At 51.0% G+C, this 22,740-nt stretch carries 20 protein-coding genes and 1 pseudogene; 16 read left to right on the top strand and 5 right to left on the bottom strand.

The window, feature by feature from the left end; translation table 11 throughout:
* The first annotated feature begins 6 nt into the window (after positions 1–6).
* The 3 genes from K2F33_RS24155 to K2F33_RS24145 all read left to right on the top strand — a co-directional run bounded on the left by K2F33_RS24155 (position 7) and on the right by K2F33_RS24145 (position 3,617).
* On the top strand, positions 7–669 hold the full coding sequence (locus K2F33_RS24155; RefSeq protein ID WP_263879020.1) for a hypothetical protein: 663 nt from the start codon (positions 7–9) through the stop codon (positions 667–669).
* 167 nt (positions 670–836) lie between these two features.
* The gene (locus K2F33_RS24150; protein WP_263879018.1) at positions 837–1,835 is read left to right on the top strand and encodes a cation diffusion facilitator family transporter; all 999 of its coding nucleotides are present in this window, start codon (positions 837–839) and stop codon (positions 1,833–1,835) included.
* A gap of 270 nt (positions 1,836–2,105) precedes the next feature.
* The gene (locus tag K2F33_RS24145) at positions 2,106–3,617 is read left to right on the top strand and encodes a glycoside hydrolase family 43 protein (protein ID WP_263879016.1); all 1,512 of its coding nucleotides are present in this window, start codon (positions 2,106–2,108) and stop codon (positions 3,615–3,617) included.
* Between the two features lie 17 nt (positions 3,618–3,634).
* Here K2F33_RS24145 and K2F33_RS24140 read toward each other — a convergent pair whose 3' ends face one another.
* Positions 3,635–4,504: an AraC family transcriptional regulator gene (locus K2F33_RS24140; protein WP_263879015.1), complete on the bottom strand. Its 870-nt coding sequence runs from the start codon at positions 4,502–4,504 to the stop codon at positions 3,635–3,637.
* A gap of 270 nt (positions 4,505–4,774) precedes the next feature.
* On the opposite strand from K2F33_RS24140, the gene K2F33_RS24135 reads away from it, so the two are divergent.
* Entirely contained in the window at positions 4,775–6,481 is a 1,707-nt protein-coding gene (locus K2F33_RS24135; protein WP_263879013.1) for an ABC transporter substrate-binding protein, read from the top strand.
* Positions 6,482–6,567: 86 nt separating this feature from the next.
* On the opposite strand, the gene K2F33_RS24130 is transcribed toward K2F33_RS24135, so the two are convergent.
* Complete coding sequence (locus K2F33_RS24130) at positions 6,568–7,275, bottom strand: DNA alkylation repair protein (RefSeq protein WP_145133657.1); 708 nt, start codon at positions 7,273–7,275, stop codon at positions 6,568–6,570.
* Between the two features lie 35 nt (positions 7,276–7,310).
* The gene (rlmD, locus tag K2F33_RS24125; protein ID WP_263882440.1) at positions 7,311–8,720 is read right to left on the bottom strand and encodes a 23S rRNA (uracil(1939)-C(5))-methyltransferase RlmD; all 1,410 of its coding nucleotides are present in this window, start codon (positions 8,718–8,720) and stop codon (positions 7,311–7,313) included.
* A 259-nt stretch (positions 8,721–8,979) separates the two neighbouring features.
* Here rlmD and K2F33_RS24120 point away from each other — a divergent pair, with 259 nt between their 5' ends.
* The 7 genes and pseudogenes from K2F33_RS24120 to K2F33_RS24090 form a co-directional block, all read left to right on the top strand.
* Complete coding sequence (locus K2F33_RS24120) at positions 8,980–9,876, top strand: stalk domain-containing protein (protein ID WP_263879010.1); 897 nt, start codon at positions 8,980–8,982, stop codon at positions 9,874–9,876.
* A 133-nt stretch (positions 9,877–10,009) separates the two neighbouring features.
* A complete protein-coding gene (locus K2F33_RS24115; RefSeq protein ID WP_263879008.1) occupies positions 10,010–12,922 on the top strand; it encodes a glycoside hydrolase family 3 protein in 2,913 nt (970 codons plus the stop codon).
* Between the two features lie 462 nt (positions 12,923–13,384).
* Entirely contained in the window at positions 13,385–14,830 is a 1,446-nt protein-coding gene (locus K2F33_RS24110; protein ID WP_263879006.1) for a sensor histidine kinase, read from the top strand.
* A 43-nt stretch (positions 14,831–14,873) separates the two neighbouring features.
* Positions 14,874–15,533 carry a response regulator gene (locus K2F33_RS24105; RefSeq protein WP_263879004.1) on the top strand — a complete coding sequence of 220 codons (660 nt, stop codon included), beginning with the start codon at positions 14,874–14,876 and terminating at the stop codon, positions 15,531–15,533.
* A gap of 166 nt (positions 15,534–15,699) precedes the next feature.
* Positions 15,700–16,758, top strand: coding sequence for a hypothetical protein (locus K2F33_RS24100; protein ID WP_263879002.1), 1,059 nt, complete (start codon positions 15,700–15,702; stop codon positions 16,756–16,758).
* Positions 16,759–16,770: 12 nt separating this feature from the next.
* Positions 16,771–17,448, top strand: coding sequence for a DUF3995 domain-containing protein (locus K2F33_RS24095; protein ID WP_263879000.1), 678 nt, complete (start codon positions 16,771–16,773; stop codon positions 17,446–17,448).
* A gap of 179 nt (positions 17,449–17,627) precedes the next feature.
* Positions 17,628–17,863 (top strand): annotated as a pseudogene (locus tag K2F33_RS24090) (isochorismatase family protein); the annotation flags it as partial.
* Between the two features lie 100 nt (positions 17,864–17,963).
* Here the strand turns inward: K2F33_RS24090 and K2F33_RS24085 are convergent.
* Both K2F33_RS24085 and K2F33_RS24080 read right to left on the bottom strand, forming a co-directional pair.
* Positions 17,964–18,875 carry an AraC family transcriptional regulator gene (locus tag K2F33_RS24085; RefSeq protein ID WP_089547259.1) on the bottom strand — a complete coding sequence of 304 codons (912 nt, stop codon included), beginning with the start codon at positions 18,873–18,875 and terminating at the stop codon, positions 17,964–17,966.
* A gap of 111 nt (positions 18,876–18,986) precedes the next feature.
* Positions 18,987–19,469 (bottom strand): nucleoside deaminase, encoded by a 483-nt coding sequence (locus K2F33_RS24080; RefSeq protein WP_263882438.1) that lies wholly within the window; start codon positions 19,467–19,469, stop codon positions 18,987–18,989.
* Positions 19,470–19,631: 162 nt separating this feature from the next.
* Between K2F33_RS24080 and K2F33_RS24075 the strand changes: the two genes are divergently transcribed.
* The 5 genes from K2F33_RS24075 to K2F33_RS24055 all read left to right on the top strand — a co-directional run bounded on the left by K2F33_RS24075 (position 19,632) and on the right by K2F33_RS24055 (position 22,732).
* The gene (locus K2F33_RS24075; protein ID WP_263878996.1) at positions 19,632–20,027 is read left to right on the top strand and encodes a VOC family protein; all 396 of its coding nucleotides are present in this window, start codon (positions 19,632–19,634) and stop codon (positions 20,025–20,027) included.
* A gap of 47 nt (positions 20,028–20,074) precedes the next feature.
* Positions 20,075–20,533, top strand: a complete 459-nt coding sequence (locus tag K2F33_RS24070) for an NUDIX domain-containing protein (protein WP_263878994.1) — start codon at positions 20,075–20,077, stop codon at positions 20,531–20,533.
* A 321-nt stretch (positions 20,534–20,854) separates the two neighbouring features.
* On the top strand, positions 20,855–21,286 hold the full coding sequence (locus K2F33_RS24065) for an NUDIX hydrolase (protein ID WP_263878993.1): 432 nt from the start codon (positions 20,855–20,857) through the stop codon (positions 21,284–21,286).
* Positions 21,287–21,338: 52 nt separating this feature from the next.
* A complete protein-coding gene (locus tag K2F33_RS24060; RefSeq protein WP_089547263.1) occupies positions 21,339–21,842 on the top strand; it encodes a DUF1572 family protein in 504 nt (167 codons plus the stop codon).
* A 404-nt stretch (positions 21,843–22,246) separates the two neighbouring features.
* A complete protein-coding gene (locus K2F33_RS24055; protein ID WP_412973941.1) occupies positions 22,247–22,732 on the top strand; it encodes a VOC family protein in 486 nt (161 codons plus the stop codon).
* Positions 22,733–22,740 lie beyond the last annotated feature (8 nt).

Genomic DNA, 22,740 nt, shown 5'->3' with positions numbered 1-22,740 from the left:
TGATCCATGAAGAAACGTTTGAAGGTGTTCATTGCGGCGAGTTCGGCATTTGTCATTCTGTCGGGCTCTGCGCTGGCGGTGTCGGCCGGGCCGCGGATTTTTATTAATGGGGCGGAATTCGCCAACACTTTTATGAAATTGAAAATCGAAAACGGAACCGCCATGGTCTCGCTGCGGGCCATCGTGGAGCAGCTGAAAGGCGAAGTGGAGTACAAGAGCGACGGCATTCATGTGTCATTGCCCGAGGCGAGCAAGCTGGCTCAGCAGGTGAACGGCTTCATGAACGCCCTGCAGGCCGATACGCCGGAGGATGCCGCCAATACCTGGATCCGCGGCGTTCAGAAACGCAGCGGGCCAATGCAGTACGCTGTGATGACTCCCGCGCTGCAGGCCAAAACCAAACAGCAGTTTGAGGACAATTTCTGGGTTACCGGGGGCTCCAGCCCTCATATGGGCACGATCACCAACATGACTACCAAGACGTTATCGGACGGCAAAGTGCAAATCTCCTTTGATTACCCTTTGGTGACATCCGCAGGCGTGGAAGGCATGGGCAAAGCAATGCTCACGATTGAGAAGGGTACTGGACCTGCTGATGACCAATGGGCGATCTCGTCCATTTGGCTGAAAGATCCCGGAGATACCGGGCTCATGATCGGCTCGAATTAGGGATTATTCGAAAGCTCGCTTGATAGCGGGCTTTTTTTCTTGGTTTATCGTTTGCCCGGCAACCAATAAACATCGTCAATTTCCCATTACACTGCATAAAATCCGGCTATTTTTCCCATCGTAAGAACATATTCAAACATGTCGGATTCTTAAGCGGGAGGCAAAAGATGGCGGAGCAGCAGGAACGGGGGCATTGGCTGGCACTCATCAAAAAGGGAAACAAATCATCGGCGATCGCGATGCTCGGCAATGCGGTCATCGCTGCAGCCAAAGGGGTGGGGGCCGCTTTGAGCGGCAGCGGGGCGATGTTTGCATCGGCGATGCACTCGCTTGCGGACTGTGTAAACCAAGGGTTTGTGTTTGCCGGTAGCGTGCTTGCGGAAAGAAAGCCCAACCGTAAATTTCCGACCGGATTCGGCCGGGTAATCAACATTTTCTGCATGGTCGCCGTCATTGTGGTGACGATTATGGCTTATGAAACGATTCGGGAAGGATGGCATTTGATTCATCATCCAGCCAAAGCGGGCGGTGCTTTTTGGATTAACGTGGGTGCGCTTATCCTGAACCTGGTGATCGATGGCGCGATTTTATTTAAGGTGATGAAGGAAATTGCTCGAGAAGCAAGGATTGAGGCCTCCGGGATCTCACTCATCCCTATGTCCTTCAAGCATGTATCACGCTCAGCACCTCCGACGCGGCTGGTCTTTTATGAGGATTTGGTAGCGGTCACCGGTGCGTTTCTGGCTCTTGTCGCTGTTGTTGTCACGACATTTACAGCCTTTAAAGCACTGGACGGCATCGTGACCGTCATCATCGGTGTGCTGATGGTGGCCGTCGCTTTTCGTGTAGGCTATGATAATATGGTCGGACTAATTGGTGTGGCTGCGCCGCGCGACGTGGCGGAGAAGGTGTCTTCCATCATTTTGTCCGATCAGGACGTCACCGACATCAACGGTCTGCGGATTATTCAGGAAGGCCGGTACTATCATGTGGATACGATGATCGAACTTCGGAGCGGCCTGTCTCTTGCCGATGCCGATGATATTAAGTTCCGCGTTCAGGACCAGCTCAGCTCGGATCCGGATATATCGGATGTCGTACTGGGCATCATCGAGGATAATGGTGTGAAAAATTGGACGCCGGAGCATCTGAATGAGTTTTCGTAATCGCTAGAATGAAGATATTTTGAAAAGTCCGCAGCATGCGGGCTTTTTTGTGTAGGGCTGCACGAATCCGGATGGATGGTTGGGTGTCAAATGCGCCATATCTTGTGGCTTAAATGTCTAGATCATGCTATTTTCCTGACTTGATCATCAAGGTTTGACTGCAGGCAACCGTTTAGAATATGGACAGAGCCGGTTGAACTCAGAACAAATTGGCGTAACCGCTCTCATAGAGTCACATGTGGAATCATCACGATTAGGAGCTGAGTATCGATGCAGTATACCAACCCCGTCATTCCCGGGTTTCATCCGGATCCCAGCATCTGCCGGGTCGGTGACGATTATTATCTGGTCACCAGCACATTCGAGTATTTTCCGGGGGTGCCTATTTTTCACAGCAAAGATTTGGTGCATTGGCGGCAAATCGGGCATTGCCTGACGAACGAGCAGCAGCTGCCGCTGGCGGGTGCAGGCAGCTCAGGCGGCATTTACGCGCCAACCCTCCGCTACCATGACGGTTTGTTTTATATGACAACGACCAATGTTAGCGGGATCGGGAATTTTTATGTGACCAGTGTTGAAGCAGCTGGACCTTGGTCCGATCCGATACCCGTTGCGCAGGGCGGGATCGATCCATCCTTGTTTTTCGATGAGGACGGCCGTGTGTATTTCCAGTCGACCCGAATGGGAGATGAGGGAGACGGGATTTATCAATGTGAGATCGATAAGGAAACCGGTGAGATGCTCACAGAAAGCCGGTTGGTCTGGCAGGGAACTGGAGGGGCGCATCCCGAGGCGCCGCATCTCTACAAAATCGGGGATTATTATTACTTGATGATCGCCGAAGGCGGGACGGAGTTCGGACATATGGTGACGATCGCCAGAAGCACCGATCCTTACGGACCTTATGATTCTTGCCCGCATAATCCGATTTTGTCGAACCGGAGCATAAAGAGCACCATCCATGCGACAGGTCATGCCGATCTGGTACAAGCTCATGATGGAAGCTGGTGGGCGGTTTGTTTGGGAATCCGGCCACCGTCCTATCCGATGCGCCACCACCTGGGCCGGGAAGTGATGCTTGCGCCGGTAACCTGGACGACGGACGGTTGGCCGGTCATCGGAGCAGGCGGACACATCGAACCCGTTATGGACTCGCCGAATTTGCCTGCCGTCCGCTGGGACGAGAAGCCGGCAAGGGATGACTTTGACGCCTCACAGCTTCAGCTGGAGTGGACCTTTTTGCGTAATCCCGCTCCTGGTAGCTGGTCCTTGGAGCGGCGGCCTGGGCACCTGGAACTTCGCGGAAATCGGACGAGGCTTTCCGACACCGGCTCTCCGGCGTTTGTTGGCCGCCGTTTGTGCCATTTTACCTGCAATATTTCGGCAGCCATGGAATATGAACCAGCCGGCGACGGGGAAGAAGCCGGGTTAACGGTTTATATGAATGAGAAGTATCACTATGATCTTGCCGTTACGTCAAGAAATGGAGTCAAGAAGATACGGCTTCGGCGCACCGTCGGATCTTTATGCGTGGAGGAAGAACATGCTTGTCCAGCAGGGCCGCTGGAACTGAAGATCGAGGTACAGCCTGACAAATTCGTGTTTTATTACGGGCAGCCGGGAGCAGAACTGACGGAAATCGGCTGGGGGGAGACCCACCTGCTTTCCACGGAAGTGGCCGGGGGATTCACCGGGGTATTCGTGGCGATGTACGCGGTATCTGCCTATGAGGAGCCTGCTCCCGCGTCGTTCGATTGGTTCGAGTACGATCCGGTTGGCTGACGCTGGTGCTCCAGCCCTTACGGCTGCACGCTTTTCCGGAATGCTTTGGGCGTCATGCCGTAAGTTTTTCTAAACTGGCGTGTCAAATAATTGCTGTCGTTATAGCCGCATTCGTATGAGATTTCGGTGATCGAAAGGTTCGTCTGCTTGAGCAGGATGCATGCCCGTTCCAGGCGAAGCCGTTGAAGATACGCCATCGGCGACGTCTGATAATATGCCCGAAAGATCCGGTTCAGGTGCCGTACGGAAATCCGGGACTTATCCGCGATTTCTTCCAGGGTCACCGGTTCGAGATAGTGGTCTTCAATATAGGATACTGCATTTGCCAAATGCATCAGATTGCTTTCGACGCCCTGATCCTGGTGCTCATACAGCCTGGACAAGTATACGGCAAGCTCCATAAACCGTGACGCCAGCATCGTTTGATAACCTTGGTGCCGAAGGTGGTATTCGTCAATCATATCGGAAATGACCGAAGCCACATGTTCGAGATTGGACAGCGGAATATTGAGTTTACTTTCATAAGGATGCAGATGGCGATAAAGCGGTTCCAAAATAAAAAGCGCCTGAAATCCTTGAGATGCCCTTAAATCCGGTCCGGCATATTTCAGCATATCGGGCTTGAACATGATGTTGCAAATTTTAAAATCGTACGGATCCTTGTAGGCATGCTGCGTGGCGCCATTAATAACAAACGCGTTGCCTTTTTTGATAAAAGAAGCCTCGTTGTTGACGATATGCGTAGCATGTCCGTTCAGTACGATCACCAGCTCGCAAAAGTCGATGTGCTTATGCAGTTGCATGTCTTCGTCATGACCTCCATACTGGATGAAAAACGGAAACTGCTCGTCGGTCGTAAACCAGTTTAAATACACGTTGATGCTCATGGAGGATCCCACCCGAAAAAGTATGGTTTGATGTCTATATCATCCTATAATTGCGACTTAAAAATCAAGGTTTGCTTGTAGATTACGAATTACAATGGCTATTAACCAAACCGGAAACCGGTAGAGGAGGGATGTTTTTCGAGGATATTTCCGAAAACGTTTTTACTGCACGCACAAACGGAAGGATAACCGGGAGAGCTAACATCAATCAGCTATGCTAAACCCAAAAATGCAAACGCATTCTTAACAGAAATAAGGGGGAACATGACCATGACAGGTACAGTTGGGAAAAAATTCGGGCTGCTTCTTCTTGCCGGCATGCTGTTCATTTCGGCAGGGTGCAGCAGTTCAGGGGATGGCAAGCCAGCCGATTCGGCCGGCAGCACGCAGGACTCCAAAGCGGACGATACGAGCCCCATCACATTTTCGTTTTTTGGGGCGGACGCGAGCTCGAACTGGAACAAAATGCAGGATGAGGTTGGCCAAGAGATCACCAAAAGGACAGGGGTGACCCTGGATGCGGAGTTCGCCGTATCCGGCGCGGGAGCGGATAAAATATCGCTTATGGCGGCGAGCGGTGATTACCCGGATCTGATTTACGGCAAAGGCGATGTCGATAAATTGGTGGAAGCCGGGGCTATGATCGACTTGACCGATTTGATCGACAAGTATGCACCGAATCTGAAAAAGGTATACGGTAAGTATATGAACCGCCTGCCATACAGCAACGACGACAAATCTATCTATGTCATACCAAGTAACGCGGCTGTTGATCAGCAGGACTTTGACGCCGGCAGCGGCTTTGAAATCCAAAATGCGGTGCTGAAGGAACTGGGTTACCCGAAAGTCAGAACCGTCAAGGATTTTGAAAACGTTCTCCAGCAGTACAAGGATAAGCATCCCACCATTGACGGCAAGCCGACCATTCCGTTAACTTTGGACGCCGATGACTGGAGAATCATGATCACGGTCACGAACCCCGCAGTGTATGCTACCGGACTCAAGGACGACGGTGAATACTACATTAATCCGGACACCTTTGAAGCCAAGCTGCACTATAAGCGGCCGGAGGAGAAGGAATACTTCCGCTGGCTGAACCATATGTACAATGTTGGGCTGCTGGATAAAGAAACGTTTGTCCAAAAGAGCGATCAGTATAAGTCCAAAATCGCCAGCGGCCGCGTCCTCGGCCTGATTGACGCCAAATGGGGATATGCGGAAGCGGAGAATGCCCTGAAGTCCAGCGGGAAGGCGGAGCGCACCTACGCCCATTTTCCGGTGACCATGTCGGAAGAGTACAAGGATCATAACTTCCAGGATACCGGATTTATGTCCGGCTGGGGCGTTGGCATTACGACCGCGTGCAAAGATCCTGTACGGGCGATCAAGTTCCTCGACTTCCTTGCATCCGATGAAGGCCAGGTCCTGATCAACTGGGGGATTGAAGGCAAGCACTATAATGTGGTGGATGGCAAACGGGTCATTCCCCAAGAAGTGCTGGATAAGAAAGTGAATGATAACGCCAACTTTACGAAAACCACCGGGATCGGCTTGTACGGAAACATGTCGGCTCACTACGGAGACGGTGTCAAGGACGCCACAGGAAACTATTACACGACGAATTTTCCGGAACAAATTATCGCCTCATACACCAAGCCGGAAAAGGAAACGCTTGAGGCATACGGAGCAACCACCTGGAAAGACCTGTTCCCATCGAGCAAGGAATTTCCGGTCAAGCCGTGGGGTGCTGCCTGGAATATTGCAGCTCCGCAGGACGGTAATTATAACGTGATTTACCAGAAAACGCAGGATATTATCCGCAAACGGATTCCGGAAGCCGTGTTGGCAAAACCTGAGCAGTTCGACGCGATCTTTGACGGTATGCTGAAGGAGCTCGACGACGCGGGCGCCGTGGAGATGGAAAAGCAATACACAGAGCTGGTCAAAGCGAGAGTGGAGCTGTGGAGCGGTAAATAAACGGCGCACGCCAAAGAAGATGCACGAAGGAGCTTCATGCTTCCTCGGTGCATCTTCTTTTCTTTTAATAGATTACATATCTGCAATTAACATCTTACATATTTGCGTTTAAAACCAAGCTGCTGCTTGTCCACCGCTTTTTGAATGTTTTCCGAAGCATTTAGGATGCTGCTTTTTTTATGATCGCGTTTCATTTCTACCGGACCGACTGCTTTTGCAGTCTCGACCGCTTTATCATGGAGCGGCAAATAGGATACGGCAACCGTGTATATAAAATTGTTCATCGCCGATTTTGTGCGTTCCGGAGATTCGTGGATTGTCTTTGTCACCAATTCCAGCATATCGGCGAGTTTGCTTTCGTCAAATTGAGTGTCCGGCCGGCTGCCTAGAAGCCAGCAATAACAGCTCCAGCCCGCCGACATTTTCAGCTCCTCACCGCTTGCGATCCATTGATCGGCGACTTGTTGCGCAATATCGGTTTCCGCCAAGGTTACCGCCACCACGTAATCGGACAGCATATAAAAATAGGCCCCCTGAATCCAACGCTCAAAATCCGCTTCGGTCATCGCTTTCGGATCGGCAATGATGCCGGCAAAGTACATGGCGTCATAATTTCCTGTGGCGTACAGCTGCTCAGCCAACGATTGATCGATTTTGATCTTCTTGGCCATAGGTTTCATGGCACCTGTCGCTACGCCAAAAAGGGGTTCGTGTGCTCCATTGGACATATACTGCTTCTTGAGCCGTTCCTTGCCGAGAGCTTCGAGCTCCTGCATGACCTGTTCAAAATCCATGCTTTGACACCGCCTTCTTCAAATTGTTGCCGTATTTATTTTCCGCTTTTGCCGTTCCAAACGAACAGCGAACAGCACTCCACATGGCTCGTCTGAGGAAACATGTCCACGGGCTGGGCCCACTGGAGCTCATAACCGCCGTCGATCAGCACCTTGCTGTCCTTGGCCAACGTGGAAGGATTACAGGATACATACACGAAACGGTTGGGCTTCGTTTTCAGAACGGTTTCCAGGAAGCGGCGGTCCAGTCCGGTTCGCGGCGGGTCGGCGACGATGACGTCCGGGCGAAGTCCCGCTTTGACCCATCGCGGGAGCAAATCCTCCGCTTCGCCTACATGGAAGCTGGCGTTATGACGGCCGTTGCGCTCGGCATTCCGGTTGGCATCCTCTACAGCTTCTGCGATCGTCTCGATACCACGGACTTCCTTGGCGTGCGGGGCCAGCCAGAGTCCGATCGTGCCGGTGCCGCAGTAAGCATCAATGACCGTCTCGCGGCCGGTCAGACCGGCGGCTGCCCGGACCGATTCGTACAACTTCACGGTCTGCTGCGGATTGAGCTGAAAGAACGCTCGCGGCGAAAGGGAGAATTCCAAATCGCTCAAGGATTCCTGCATGGATTCGGCCCCCCATATGGTGATGGTCCGGTCGCCGAAGATCAGCGAGGTCCGCTTCGGATTGACGTTCAGGGCGATTCCTGCCAATCCGTCGATAGACAATCTGAGCAGACGGATGAGATCGTCCTGACGCGGCAGGCTGCTGTTTGCGCAAACCAACGTCACCTGCAGCTGGTCGGATTGAAAGCCGTGACGCACCACGATCGTACGCACGCCATCTTTACTGCCGTTTTCTTTGGCCAGCGGGATGCGCAGTTCTTCCAGCACGGATTTCACTTTCTCTACGGCCTCATTCACCTTTGGATGCTGGATTGGACAGCCGCTGATATCCACGATGCTGTGGCTGTCGGCTTCATACAGCCCCGCTATGATTTCGCCGTTCCGGCGTTCCACTTGCAGCTGGGCTTTGTTGCGGTATCCCCAAGGGTGGTCCATGCCCAGGATCGGCTTCAGCTTGAGCTGGTCGATACCGGCATACCGGTTGAACGCTTCGCGGACAATGTCCGTTTTGGCCTGCAGCTGTCCTTCATACGAGATATGCTGAATCTGGCAGCCGCCGCATACGCCGAAAACCGGGCAAGGAGGTTCGATCCGGTGGGGAGATCGTCTCTCCACCTCTGTAAGCTGCGCTTTGATAAACTTAGGCTGCACTTCGGTTACCTCGGCCTTGACGACTTCACCGGACAGCGCTCCGTCGATAAAAACCGCCTTCCGCCGATAATAACCTACGCCTTCACCGTTAATGCCCAAACGTTTGATGGTCACGACGATGCGGTCGCCGGTCCGAAGCTCATCGGCATGATCGCGGGCAGAGCCAGGCGTCTGCTTCATCGGCTCATTTTTGCGGAAGCCTTTGCGAGCAGCTGTATCCTTTCGATATAAATGAGTCCCTGCTTGGGACTGTCGTTTGTTATTGGGATGTTTTCGTTCATTCATGTTCGTTCTACACTCCATCGCTTGTTCTTCGTTTCACTATACCACGCGGCAAGGTACGAATGCCATGTTCCGACGCCGGGTTCTGCATTTTCCGTGACATTTCCTGTTGGTCAGCGTTTATATGTTAAAAAGCAGCAGAGGTGACCTGTTTCATATGAAAAAGCTGAAATTATTATTATGGATCACGATGGCCACAACGGGATTGGAAATGATGGGATTTGCGATGAATGAATCTGCACAAGCCGCGGCAGGACCACCGTCGGTAGCAGTTCAACATGCAGAATGGAACCAAGGACATCTCCTCGTCCCGGTCCGGCCTCTAATCGAACCGTTGGGAGCCCGTTTAGAATGGTTTCCTGAAGAAAAGGAATTGGTTATCCGCAAAAACGACCTTACCATTCGGCTGGCTGCAAATTTCAAGCGGGCCATCGTGGAGACCCCATCAAGAGGAGAATTTCCTGAATATCCTGACCTGCCGCATCGCGAGTATGCCGATATGGGAGCTCCCGTCCAAGTGCTGAATGGAAGTGTCTATGTTCCGTTAAAATTTGTCGCAGCAGCATTGGGAGCTACAGTTGAGTGGGATGGGCCGTCCAAGCTTGCCACGGCGAAGCTGGAAGGAATCCGGATCCAAATTAAACCGTCACCATCTCCTGTTTCTATGCCGGGTACCCAAAAACTGACCTCCGCCCGCATGAAGATGTTGTCGGATAAATTAAACGAAGTCCAAAACCCGGACGCTAAATACGTGAGCGCACACTACAAACCCTATTTTACCGATCGCTTCATCCGTACGCTGATTCATGATCGAGGGCTGCAGGCAGCCGGCCGCTATAAAGATCCGGATACACTCCCCGAATATGCCGGCAAAACTGCCGCCACGTTTACACAATCGGCTCCGTTAGGGAACGGGCTGACGGGAGAGGATCAATACATTGAGGATCGGGCCGTTACGCTCATCTGGATAGGAGGGGCTTGGAAGGTGGAGCGCGTCGACATCCGCATAAGAACATTGACGACGGGCTTTGTCGAATACGTACCGATGAACTAGGAACATACGAATCTTTCCTCAGCGTGATCTAACGGACAGGCTTTCTATGAATTCTATATGAAAACGCCTCTAATTATCCGGGTATCTCCTGAAACCGATATGGCTTAAAATACGCCTGAAGGAGATGATAACGATGCCAGCACAGACCGACTATCCATTTCAGAATACATCCTTACCTCTAGAAGAACGAGTGAGAGACCTGGTCTCCCGATTTACACTGGAAGAAAAAGTGGAGCTGATGGTTCAATATCAAGCTGCCGTCGAGCGGCTCGGTGTGAAAGCGTATAAACACGGTACGGAAGCAGCCCACGGCATGGCGTGGCTGGGAGAAGCGACCGGATTTCCGCAGCCGATCGGCCTTGGCTGTACGTGGGACACGGAACTCATGAAACGAATCGGCAGCGTCATCGGTGACGAGGCCAGAGGGTTCTACCGCCGTAATCCCGAAGTGAACGGATTGACCCTCTGGGCTCCGACCGTCGATTTGGAACGCGACCCGCGCTGGGGCAGAACAGAAGAAGCCTATGGAGAAGACCCGATCCTGACCGGGAAATTGGCCTCCGCGCTCATTCAGGGCATTCAAGGCGACCATCCTGTATACTTGAAAGCGGTTGCCACTTTGAAGCACTTTATTGCGAATAATAACGAAGTTGGCCGGGGTGACGCTTCGGTCAGCATTGATCCGCGCAACATGAGGGAATATTATTTGAAAGCGTTTGAGATTCCGTTCAAGGAAGGCGGCGCCCAGTCCATGATGACGGCTTACAACGCCATCAACGGCGTGCCGGCGAACCTGAGTCCTGACGTCAAAGCCATCGTTAAGGACGAGTGGGGCATGGACGGTTTTGTTGTAAGCGATGCCTTCGACGTGACCGGTACCGTCCGCGATCATGGATACCTGGATACGTATAAGGAGGCCGTCGCCCGCTCCGTTAAAGAAGGCGGGATTGACAGCATCACGGACGATTCGGCTGTGATCAAGGATGCGCTGCGTGAAGCGCTGCGTGAGGGACTGCTGGCAGAGAGCGATCTTGACGCCGCACTGACGAATACCTTCCGCGTCCGCTTCCGGCTCGGCGAATTCGATCCTGAAGAGGGCAACCCATATGCTGCGATCGACGAATCCGTAATCCTGCGGCCAGAGCATGCGGAGCTGTCCCGGGAGGCCGCCCGTAAGGCAATGGTGCTGCTGAAGAATGACCGTGGGCTTCTTCCGCTCAATGCAGACAAGTTGAACAAAGTGGCCGTGATTGGGCCGCTCGCCGGAATGGTGTACCGGGATTGGTACAGCGGTTCGCTCCCTTATGCCGTCACGCCGCTTCAGGGCATCCAAGAGAAGCTTTCCGGGGCAGGAACGAACGGCAAGACAAGTTACAGCGGGGGAACGGACCGGATTCGGCTTAAATCCAAAAAGACGGGGCGGTATGTGCGAATTCAGGCCGGAGAAGAGGCCGCGCTGGCTGCAACGACCGAAAATGCTATGGATGCGTCTGTGTTTGAAATGACGGATTGGGGCTGGGGAAGCCACACCTTGATCTCTGAAGACAATGGCCGCTACCTGACAACTGATGATAAGATCGTTAAAGCGTCGTCCGAACAAATTTGGGAGTGGTTCACCAAAGAAGTCTTCCTTATCCATCCTGCCGAACATGAGCAAGGGTGCGTAACCTTCTCAACATGGAACGGTACACCGGTGACGGTGCATGCCGAATCAGGTCAGCTGCTGGTTGGCGACGGCCAAGCCGCGGAGACCGCGAATGAGATCAACGTTGCAGGTGCTGCCGAGGTATCCGGTGAGGATGCCCCGATCGTCCATGCCGATCTGTTCGAGCTGGAAATCGTCACGGACAAGCTTCAGACTGCCAAAGAAGCAGCAGCGGAAGCGGACCTGGCGGTTGTGTTCGTCGGCAATCATCCGCTGATTAACGGCAAGGAGACGATCGACCGCCCGGACATTACGCTTCCGGAATCGCAGGAGAAGCTGATTCAGGAGGTTTATGCAGCCAATCCGAACACGGTGGTCGTCATCGTAGGCAGTTACCCGTACGCGCTAAACTGGGTGGACGCGAATGTACCGTCCGTCCTGTACACGTCCCATGCCGGCCAGGAACTGGGCCATGCTTTGGCAGACGTGCTGTTCGGGGACACCAACCCGGCGGGACGACTGAATATGACGTGGTATAAATCCGTCGACCAGCTGCCGGAATTTATGGACTATGATGTCATTAAGCACGGCAGAACGTACCAATACTTCGAGGGCGAGGCTCTGTATCCGTTTGGACACGGCTTGTCCTACGCCAGCTTCCGGTACGATGGGCTGCAGCTTGAGAAGGAAAAGCTTACGGCAGGCACGGATCAAACGGTTCGTCTGACATGCAGGGTAACCAACATCGGTGAAGTGGCAGGGGAGGAAGTGGTGCAGCTGTACGGCCGGGCAAATCAGTCCCGCGTCAAGCGTCCGCGCAAGCAGCTGCTTGGATTCCGCAGAGTGATGCTTCAGCCGGGCGAGACAGCCGATGTGTCCTTTGAAGTTCCGCTCGATCAGCTGGCGATCTGGGATGTCACCCGCGAGCGCTACTGCATCGAGACCGGCACCTATATGATGATGGCCGGCGCTTCTTCGGAGAACCTGCCGCTGACAGCCGAGCTGGTTGTAGACGGGGAGACCATTCCGCCGCGTGACCTGACGCAATCAACGAAAGCCATCAATTACGACGATTACGAAGGCGTTCTGATTGGTGAGTGTACGGAAGGCGGCAGCGCCGTGATCGTGAAGGATCAATCCGGATGGATCACTTTCCGTGATGCCAAGTTCGAGGACGGTGCGGATACGCTGCGGATCCGGGCGGCCGGAGCGGCGGATGCCGTTGTTGAAGTGCGGCTGGATCATCCTGAAGGGCTGCCTGTGGGCCGGATCACTCTAACTTCAGGCGACTTACAGACATGGCAGGATTATTCCTGCAAGCTTAGCGGAATACACGGAAGTCAGAATGTGTATTTTATTTTGAAAGGGAACCTGGCAATTAGCCAATTCCAATTCGCTTAATCGAAGAGCATCTCATTTTATAATGCAGGATGCCCTATATATATTGGGTAATGTTTTTAACCCGCCTTCAATTGAAGGCGGGTTAAAGTGTTTGATTTAGACAGAATTAGCACGGTTTACATCGCTCTCGAGTACTGTTCCGGTCCATTTTGTTTCCTTTTCCAGGATCTGAGCAATGGGTTGGCCGCCGCATCAAAGTCACGGAGCATGACATCAAGACAATCCTTGAAAGCTTGTTTATCAGGCCATTCAGTGTTATTCCGTTATCGGTAACGATTAGAACTTTCTGTTCAAAGCGCAATATGCCGATGGGAATGACATTTGAGCTTAGTAGGCAGTCATTTTCGTCAAGAAGTCTCATATTTCCGTTTGTCTTTGGTTAATGTTTCCATGCTATAATCGAATCGCCTATTACAAGCGGATGGGGCGGTATGATTTGATCAGAAAAAGAGGGGATTCACCGTGTTAGCGAACAAATCCGGACGATTTCATCGGCTGCAGTGGAAATTGACCTTATTTTATATCCTTACAACGATTGTCGTCATGATTCTGCTCGAGATGATTGCCGTTTTGGGTTATTATGCTTTTGTGAATCTCAATACGAACAAAGTCCTTGCCATGCAGGTTGGGACCGTTGCCCAAAATGCTGCTTCAAGCATCAGCGGGCCTTATATCAACCAAAACAAGCTCGATCAAGCTCTACGGGAGTGGCCGGCCGAATTCGGTGCTGAATTCCAAGGTTATTCGGCCGTGGTTGACCCAGACGGCGAGATTCTGGCCTTCTCAGGTGATTCTATGCCTGACAGCCGAATGCTTCACATACCTGATAAAGTCCGGCTGAACATCCAGTCAACCTTTGCACTAGTGCCCACAGCGGCCAAGACATTAAGGACTTATACAGCTAAGGTCCAAGATACGGTATATATCGTAGCGCCGATTGCTAATAACGTGGAAGTTCGGGCGGTTCTTGTGGTCAAGGCGAGCCATATCCATCTGGCATCCCAAACCTTCAGCCAGTTTATTCCGAATGCGGCTAGTTTCTTCGGGATCAGTCTGTTGGGATTTCTGGTTGGTGCCACAATTGTCGGTATTGCATTCGGCATTGTAACATCTCGGAGTCTTGTCCGCCGGATTCAGAAATTTCTCACATCGGCGAACCGCTGGAGTGAAGGTGATTTCTCCGTGTTTGTACAGGACCATTCCGGTGACGAGTTGGGACAACTGGGTCACAGGCTAAATCATATGGCCGGACAGCTCCAACAGCTGCTGCGGACACGGCAGGATTTGGCGGCGGTCGAAGAGCGCAATCGTTTGGCACGGGAGCTGCACGACAGCATCAAGCAGCAAATGTTTGCAGTCTCTATTTGGGTAAATACCGGAAGATCCTTGATTGAACAGGATAAAGAAACTGCCAAATCGCATTTGGCGGAAGCGGAAAAGCTGATTGGCCATATGCAGAGGGAGCTGAATGCTCTTATATTGGCACTGCGACCGATTGCATTGGAAGGTAAAGATCTGCCCAAGGCTCTCTCGGAGTATGTACGGGCTTGGCAGGGGCAGACAGGCATTGCGGCTGCATTTGAATCATTTGGCGACGATATGGCGCTACCGGCCATCGAGGAAGCATTCTACAGGATTGCGCAGGAAGCCTTATCTAATGCGGCCCGTCACAGCGGGGCCAGAGAAGTGACGGTTCGTTTGGAGTGCAGCGATTCCATAACGCTCATGATTCGGGATAACGGCCGCGGTTTTGATGAACTGCACATCCGTCCCGGCGTCGGGCTTTCATCCATGAGAGAGCGTATGGCAGCCCTGGGCGGAAAGCTAGATATTTGGAGTCAACCTGGCAAAGGTACCTTGATAACAGCACAGTGCTATACCCGTGAAAACCAAAAGGAAATAAGCTGAGTTTACTGGTAATGATAGATTTCTAATGTGGGAGTGAGCCGTAGTGACAGAATTGGAACAGATCACCATTCTGATTGTTGATGATCACGCGATTGTAAGGCAGGGATTGCACGCATTATTCAAAATACAGCCGGATTGCCTTGTCGTTGGGGAGGCGGATTCAGGAGAACAAGCCGTTCGGATAGCCGAGGAACTGGTGCCCGATATCGTGCTTATGGATTTGGTCATGCCCGGCATCGGGGGCGTAGAAGCAACCCAGAGGGTAAAGCAGGTCAGTCCAAGATCGCAGATCATTGTATTGACCTCATTTCACGATGATCAGCATATTTTTCCTGCCCTTCGGGCTGGTGCGGTCTCTTATGTTCTGAAGGATATCGAACCAGGCCAATTGGTCGAGACCGTACGAAGATCCGTTCGCGGAGAATCGATGATGCATCCGCAGGTGGCCGCTCGCGTAGTTCAGGGAATTCGCGAATCACGGCATGAGGATGCCAACCCTTTTGCCGAGTTGAGTGATCGTGAGCTTGAGGTGCTTCGCCTGATCGCCGAAGGACTGTCAAATGCCGAAATTGCCGAGAAGCTCATTATCAGCGAAAAAACGGTGAAGGGCCACGTAAGCAATATTTTAAGCAAACTCCATATGCTGGATCGGACCAAAGCTGCCGTATTTGCCTGGCAGAAAGGGTTGATGGAGCCGAATTAGGCCACTGAACGAACTTTAAGTCCTGCCGCTAAACAGATCTCCAGACGGGTGTCTAAACGGTCCTCAAGAAGCGTTTCAAACCATGTACCCTAATGTATCATTTTTAACGAAGCCGAAGCTTGCAGATCTTCGCTTCTGCAAATAATACATGATAAGGGTGAGTGCGATGACTGCGATTGTACAACGGGAAAAGGGGACCGGCGGATTTTTGAATCGATGGCCAGCTTGGATCGGCAGCGCAGCGATCATCTGGTCGCTGATCTATGGGGGGCTTCAGCTTTACTGGCTGCTAGGCGGAGAAGGATATCCTTATAAGCAGGGAAACATGGGAATATTTTCGGCCTTAATTACCTATATTCCCCAACAAACGGCCGGTCTGATTTCCATGATGATCTGTTTTGTCAGCATACTTGTCGGCATTGCTATGCATAACGTCCGGATCGGCATTCTTCCTCGTTGGCTTATACAAAGCTATGCTTGGGGATTCGCAATCGCGTTAATTTTGTTTATTCCGGATATCAGTTTGATCATGAGTATGGCTTACGCCTTTTTATTTAAGTTCACTTTTACCGGGCAAATGTTTTATCAATTGGTCTGTATATTAGGCGCTTGCCTGTGGGCTTTTGCCGGATTAGGATACCGGCGTAAATCGTTAGATGCCTGCATGCATTGCGGGCGAAAGGAAAGTGGGAATCACCGGTTGCTGAATAGAGTTGGTCGCATCGCAGCGGTCATTGCCGCTGTAGCCCCCGTTCCGTATGCGATATCCCGGTTTGCTTGGGCACTTCATATTCCTATGGGGGTCGACCCAAGCTTCGTACGGGACTTCCCTAGGATGAATCCGATGGCTTATGTAACGGAATGGGTGTTTGGCTCGTTATGCATTGGAGGTGGTCTGTTGACTCTTGGGTTGATCCAGAAATGGGGAGAAGTGTTTCCGCGTTGGTTTCCATTTGTAGGGGGCAAAAGGGTGCCCATTTCACTGGCGGTCATTCCTGCATTGTTCGTAGCCGTCCCGGTCACTGCAGCTGGCGTTGTGTTCAGTTTTGCTTATTTGGGTATCCGCTTTAACTTCATCCCACTCGATGGTTTCCCGCTGAATGCTGTTCAAGGGGGCATCGGCCCGATGATATTATGGGTGCCTTGGGGTGTGGCGCTTGCCATTGCAGCCGTTACTTACTATTACCGTCGGCGAGGCGGTTGCGGTTTTTGTAACCGGGCTTAATAGGGGGAGGCCATGGACAAAGATCACACGAGCGTTACTTCAACCACGCAGGTGATGAATGCCTTTGAACGTTTTACTATGCGGTCGGTTTGGCCAGCATATGCAGGTTTCTGTTGGGCGCTGCTTTATGCCGTTTTTGTGCGCTTTTATGAAGCGGCTGCCGGCATCATTGGCGGTTATGGACAGCTTTCCAATCCGAAAGGGTTCAGCATGGCTAGTTATGGAGCGGGAGTTCTAATCATAATCTGCGGTTTTATTCTGCTTGGTCTTGTCAAGCCATGGGGGCTTACGGTTCCCGCATGGGTCCCCCATTTCAGGCGCAAAAGAATTCCCCGCCAGTTGATTTTGATCCCCACTCTGTTCAGCACCTCTATCCTCATAGCTCATGGGACAACTGGGATCGTTACCAAGACGCTGTTCCTGGTTGGGGCTATTCCTCTGGAGCTGAAAGGGTGGGCGGTCATTGACAAAGAACGGCTAGCTATATGGGATCTAATTTTTTATGAACCATGGTTTCTGATCATGGGCATAATGAGCGGGCTGGCTGCCGCGCACTATGCTCATGCTTCCGGGGTGATGCTCCCAAGATTCCGGCTGTGGATGATCCGATTTGTTGTGATCGTATCACTTCTGACTTTGTTATTAATTGCGTCGATTGTATTCGATTTTTCCGATATTTTGAGTTTTTGACATGATCCGTTTTAGGAAAGTGGAGGGTTCATATACCAAAAAGCCGCTAAATTAGCGGCTTTTTGCAGTGATCCGGTACCAATGTCCTTGTGATTTATATTATGAATAATTAATAACATTAATTAAAAACGGTGACCTTTGCTTCTGCTGAACAGCGCTTGGGTGTACTTTAATCTGTTCTCGACCTGAAGTTTCGTCGGCGCGGCATTGATATGATCGTCCTGTGCGGCATTTCGACATCCATTGGTGTGGATACGACGGCCCGTGAAGCCTATCAGCATGAATATCACCATGTGTTTGCAGAAGATGCGATGCCCCATCCACCAAGAAAGATCATGAGCATGTGTGCTGTACGATTTTTCACCGAATCGGGAAGTTACGCACCAGTGAACAAATCCTTAACATGATTAATTAAATTTGTTCATCATAAAGAGAGCAAGCCCCAATCTCATCGAGATCGGGCTTGCTGTTCTTGTGGGGCAGCTTGGCTTCATCTAAGAAATGAGGGACAACTCTTACTGGATGGAAGCTTGCTTCAAATCACTTTTAGGCGGCAGACCATACAATCGGGCATACTCGCGGCTGAATTGGGAAGGACTTTCATATCCAACCTGGAAAGCGGCATCGGCTGCCCCCATTTTTTCACTGATCATGAGATGTCTCGCTTCCTGTAGTCGAATCCGCTTCTGATATTGCAGCGGGCTCAGAGCCGTGACCTGTTTGAAATGTTTGTGAAAAGACGACGCGGCCATATTTACTTCTTTGGCCAGCTCCTCAACGCGAAGCGGTTTGGAATAATCACGATGGATGAGCTGAATGGCCTTCGCAATGGCGTGCGCTTGGCTGCCGATCACCGCAAACTGCTTGACCAAATGGCCTTGCTCGCCCTGCAGAACGCGGAAGAGAATCTCCCGTGTAATCAAAGGAGCCAGGATAGGGATTTCGGCAGGTTGGTCGAACAATTTTACCAGCCTCAGCAGGGCATCAAGCAGTTGCGAATTCGTCTTGCCGACAAATATGCCGCTTCCCGGCTCGGATTCTTCAGGCCAGGCCAGATCTGTATGCTGCAGTATATCCAGAATTTGATCCGGCGTAAACTCCAAGTGAAGCCCAATGAACGGAACCTCAGGTGATGCCTCGGTGATCTCACTTTTGATCGGGAGATGGACGGATGTTACGAGGTACGTGGTCGGATTGTAATGGTATATTTCTTGACCAAGCGCTGCGGATTTGGCACCCTGGACAATGAAGCATAAAGAAGGCGCGTACATGCTATGAATAGGTTCGGACGTCGCCGTGGCCCGCATCATGTGCAGCGACGGGATCTCTGTTATATGTAATCCATCCGTCTGCAACAGCTGATTTAGCCGCCCGGATAATTCAGACAAATAGGGTTCGAGTCCGTTGGGTTGCATTTCTCGATCCATTTTCAGAACGCCTCCTTGTTCAAACATACGGTAAGAATAACAAAGGAGCTGACATCAGGCAAGAATGGATGGATGTTCTGAACAGCCGTATATCATATCGGGGCTATGGGGTTATCGAATCTGCGCATAAAATTGGCGATGAAGATCGCGAACTTGCTCAGCAAGTTCAGGAACAGGGCCGTCGATGACCGTGTCACGAATTACATCCTGGATCGGGAGGCTTCGTACACGTGGTGGGGAAGCTCCGATTTCCTCCAGCCATTGCATCAGCTGCTTGGACGAACTGGCATAAACAATTCGGCCTAATCCAACCCAGCCGTGGGCCGCAGCGCACATCGGGCGATGCTCGCCTGAAGTATAGACCGTCGCCTTGCTTCGTTCTTCCGTCGTCATGTTCAGGGCCGCCCAACGTGCCAGCTCAAATTCCGGATGCCGGGTATGATCGCCGCCGGCTACGCGGTTATGGTCTTCCGCCAGTACCTCACCATCGGCAGAGACAAGTATGGAGCCAAAGGGCTCATCTCCTTCCTCTAGAGCGGCTTTGGTCAACGCTACACAGCGTCTGAGATGCTTCAGATCATTTTCCTGAATCATCATAAGAACCTCCTTTTACGGATGTAGAAGCCGATTCATTCCGTCAACTTCTTCTTTTTTTCTGTTATGCGGAAATGTTACCATGGAGATGGCCGAAGGAAAAATATAAAAAAGGTTCAGGACCAATGAGCTTTTTCATATACCAACGAGGAGTGAGCATTTATGCAGCAAAAAATAGGACATGTTACGCTGCTGGTTAACAATTTTGACGAAGCGATTGAATTTTACACAGAAAAGGCAGGGTTCGTTCTGTTAACGGACAACCATTTCGGGAACGGCATGAGATGGGTCACCGTAGCTCCGTCGAAGGATGCGCAAACCGCCATCGTATTTGTGGTGGCAGACACGGAGGCTAAGCAGGACAGGGTTGGAACCCAAGCAGCGAACCACGTATTCCTCGTCGTCCAAACCGATGACTTCTATCGAGATTACGAACAAATGAAGGCAAACGGAGTTCATTTTCTCAGTGAACCGAAAGAGGTCCCATGGGGCATTGAGGCGGTCTTCGAGGATATCTATGGAAATCGGCTGGACCTTGTCCAACATAACGGATTTTAAAGCCTACATCCATATCACATAAAAAATCTAGAAATCGTGAGGTTAGCATGAAGCCAATTAGAAACTCTGCGAAAGCGATCATCATTCAGCAAGGCAAATTGTTATTGACCAAAAACAAGGATAACGACGGTTTTTTCTACCTGTTCCCCGGCGGCGGCCAGGAGCACGGAGAAGTACTGAAAGAGACCCTCAAGAGGGAATGCATCGAAGAACTTGGAGTACAAGTTGAGGTGCAGGACCTTGTTTACGTGCGCGAGTACATCGGGAAAAATCATGAGTTCGCAGCATGGGATCATGACGTTCATCAAGTGGAGTTTTATTTTGTCTGCTCGCTTGCACAGGAGGCGCCGGCACGGTTGAATGGAACCCATCCCGACCAGGATCAGATCGGCGTAGAATGGGTGGATATTCGTCAACTCGATCACATCAGGCTGTATCCGAAAGCGCTTGGACATCATTTAGTGAATAATGAAATGAACGTCCGGTATCTCGGTGATGTGAATTAAGTGATTCAGGTGAATAACCGCAGGTCATTTATACGAATCTTTGAGGTTTCAGAAAGTTAGCGATGACCTTTGGGATGGTGAGGTTGTTCGTTTGCTGAAAATCGAATGATTTAACAAATGAGAGTGATAAGGGAGCCTGAGCGGCTTCTTTTTTTATGTGGATTTGAGAAAGCAGAAATCTGTTGAGGGTTATGTTATTTTCAGGGATGATTCAGAATATATGTTCTGGTATAATAGGCAGGAGAATTTTGGAAAAACAACAAGACCTTCATGAATTGAAGTCGATTAAATATCTTTCAATACCCATAGGGAGGACTAGCCATGCCAAAGTTAATTGGCTCCGCGGCTATAATTTTGGATGCTGAGGGAAGAGTGCTGCTGGTAAAACACAGCTATGGCAAACACAATTGGGACCTTCCCGGCGGTAAGGCGGAAGAGAACGAGTCGGCTCAGGAAACCGCAAAAAGGGAAGTATTTGAGGAAGTCGGCATGGAAGTGCTTATCGGGAACCTAACAGGCATATATTACGATCCGGATTATGACATTCATCACTTTGTGTTCCTTGCGACGAGTAAAGATACCCGTGCGCCTCAGCCAAGCTCGCCTGAAATTATGGAATGCGGATTTTATTCAAGAGACGAACTGCCTAGACCCATTAGTTATTTCACATGCAGACGGATCGAAGATGCACTTCGCAATACCCCAAACCATGAGCTGTTTCACAAGGTGGGGCCAAGACAATGGATCGAATAGGGATCAGTAGGGGATCCATAATGTTCGGGCTAATAAAGGAAGGGGTGTGAACATGGAACTAGCACTCGAGTTTATCCAAAGCATGAAGGTCAAGCTGATATCCGAACAAAGAGGGACGCTTAAAGCCATTGAACAAGTGTCGGAAGAAGATATTACCTGGCACCCGACTCCGGAAAGCAACAGTATTGCTAATTTGGTTGCGCATATTCGGGGCGCTGCCCACTCTCGGGTCGAGACGATCCTGTGTAACATTCCGGACAAGCGGGACAGGGAGAAGGAATTCGAACGTGGACTGATGATGACGAAAGAAGAGGCATATCAGCATACAAAAGAAGCGTTTGATATCATTCTTCAGTATCTTGAACAGCTTCAATCCGAGCCGGAGCGATTGATGTCCCAGCCTTTCCTCTATCTGCCGCCGCTTACATACAGCCAAGTGAACAACGAAACGACAGCCCTAAATCTGATGATGGCGATGTTCAGAGAAGTGCACTACCATACGGGACAGATCATTTATATTGCCAAAATGAGAAAAGGCGAGTTAACTTGGGACTGAAGAATCAGAAACTGTAGTTCTGTACATTTTTCGGAAAGGGGAAAGGGTATGGAAAAAATGAAATGGGTGCTGCTTGCGATCTCATCGTTGATCTCGGCAGTCTGCTCGTTACGGGCAGGATATCTGTGCCTGCATCCGATGATCCCCGAGACAGGTCCTGTGGGTGAGCCTCCTGAACCTGACCGTTTTCAAGCCGTTCTTTGGTATGTAGCTTCCGGGTTGTTATTCATCTCATTCATCATTGCTGTTGTTCGATCGATCAGAAGCTGGGTGCAAAGGGGATGGCGTATACCTCACGATTAGCTGCCATGAAAACTAGAAACAAAGCAATCGAAAAGAAACGCCGGTTCCCTTGATAGGCTACAATCATCATAGAATGATTATAGCCAGGAGGTATGACGCGAATGAAATTGCACAAGATTACCCCAAACCTGTGGTTCGATTCTCAAGCAGAAGAGGCGGCAAATTTTTATACGTCCATTTTCCATGATTCCAAAATCGGCAGAATTGCCCGCTACGGTCCGGAAAGCCGGGGTGTAGAGGGAACGGTGATGACCGTGGAATTTCAATTGGAAGGGCAGTCATTCGTCGCGCTGAATGGGGGTCCGCATTTTAAGTTCAATGAGGCCATATCTTTTATCGTTCATTGCGATGATCAGGAGGAGCTGGACTATTATTGGGATAAGCTCTCCGAAGGAGGAGACGAAAAGGCCCAGGTTTGCGGTTGGTTAAAAGATCAATTCGGCGTATCCTGGCAAATCATCCCCAGCCATTTAACGGAGATGATCTGTGACCCCGACCCGGCAAGAGCAGGGCGAGTCATGCAAGCCATACTTCAGACGAAAAAGAAAATCGACATAAAGGCGCTGCAGCAAGCTTACGACAATTAGAGTTCTTA

The organism is Paenibacillus sp. PSB04 (assembly GCF_025809195.1).
Lineage (GTDB): Bacteria > Bacillota > Bacilli > Paenibacillales > Paenibacillaceae > Paenibacillus_AQ > Paenibacillus_AQ favisporus.
The sequence above is the reverse complement of the archived record's forward strand: the minus strand, read 5'-3'. Positions and strand labels throughout refer to the sequence as shown.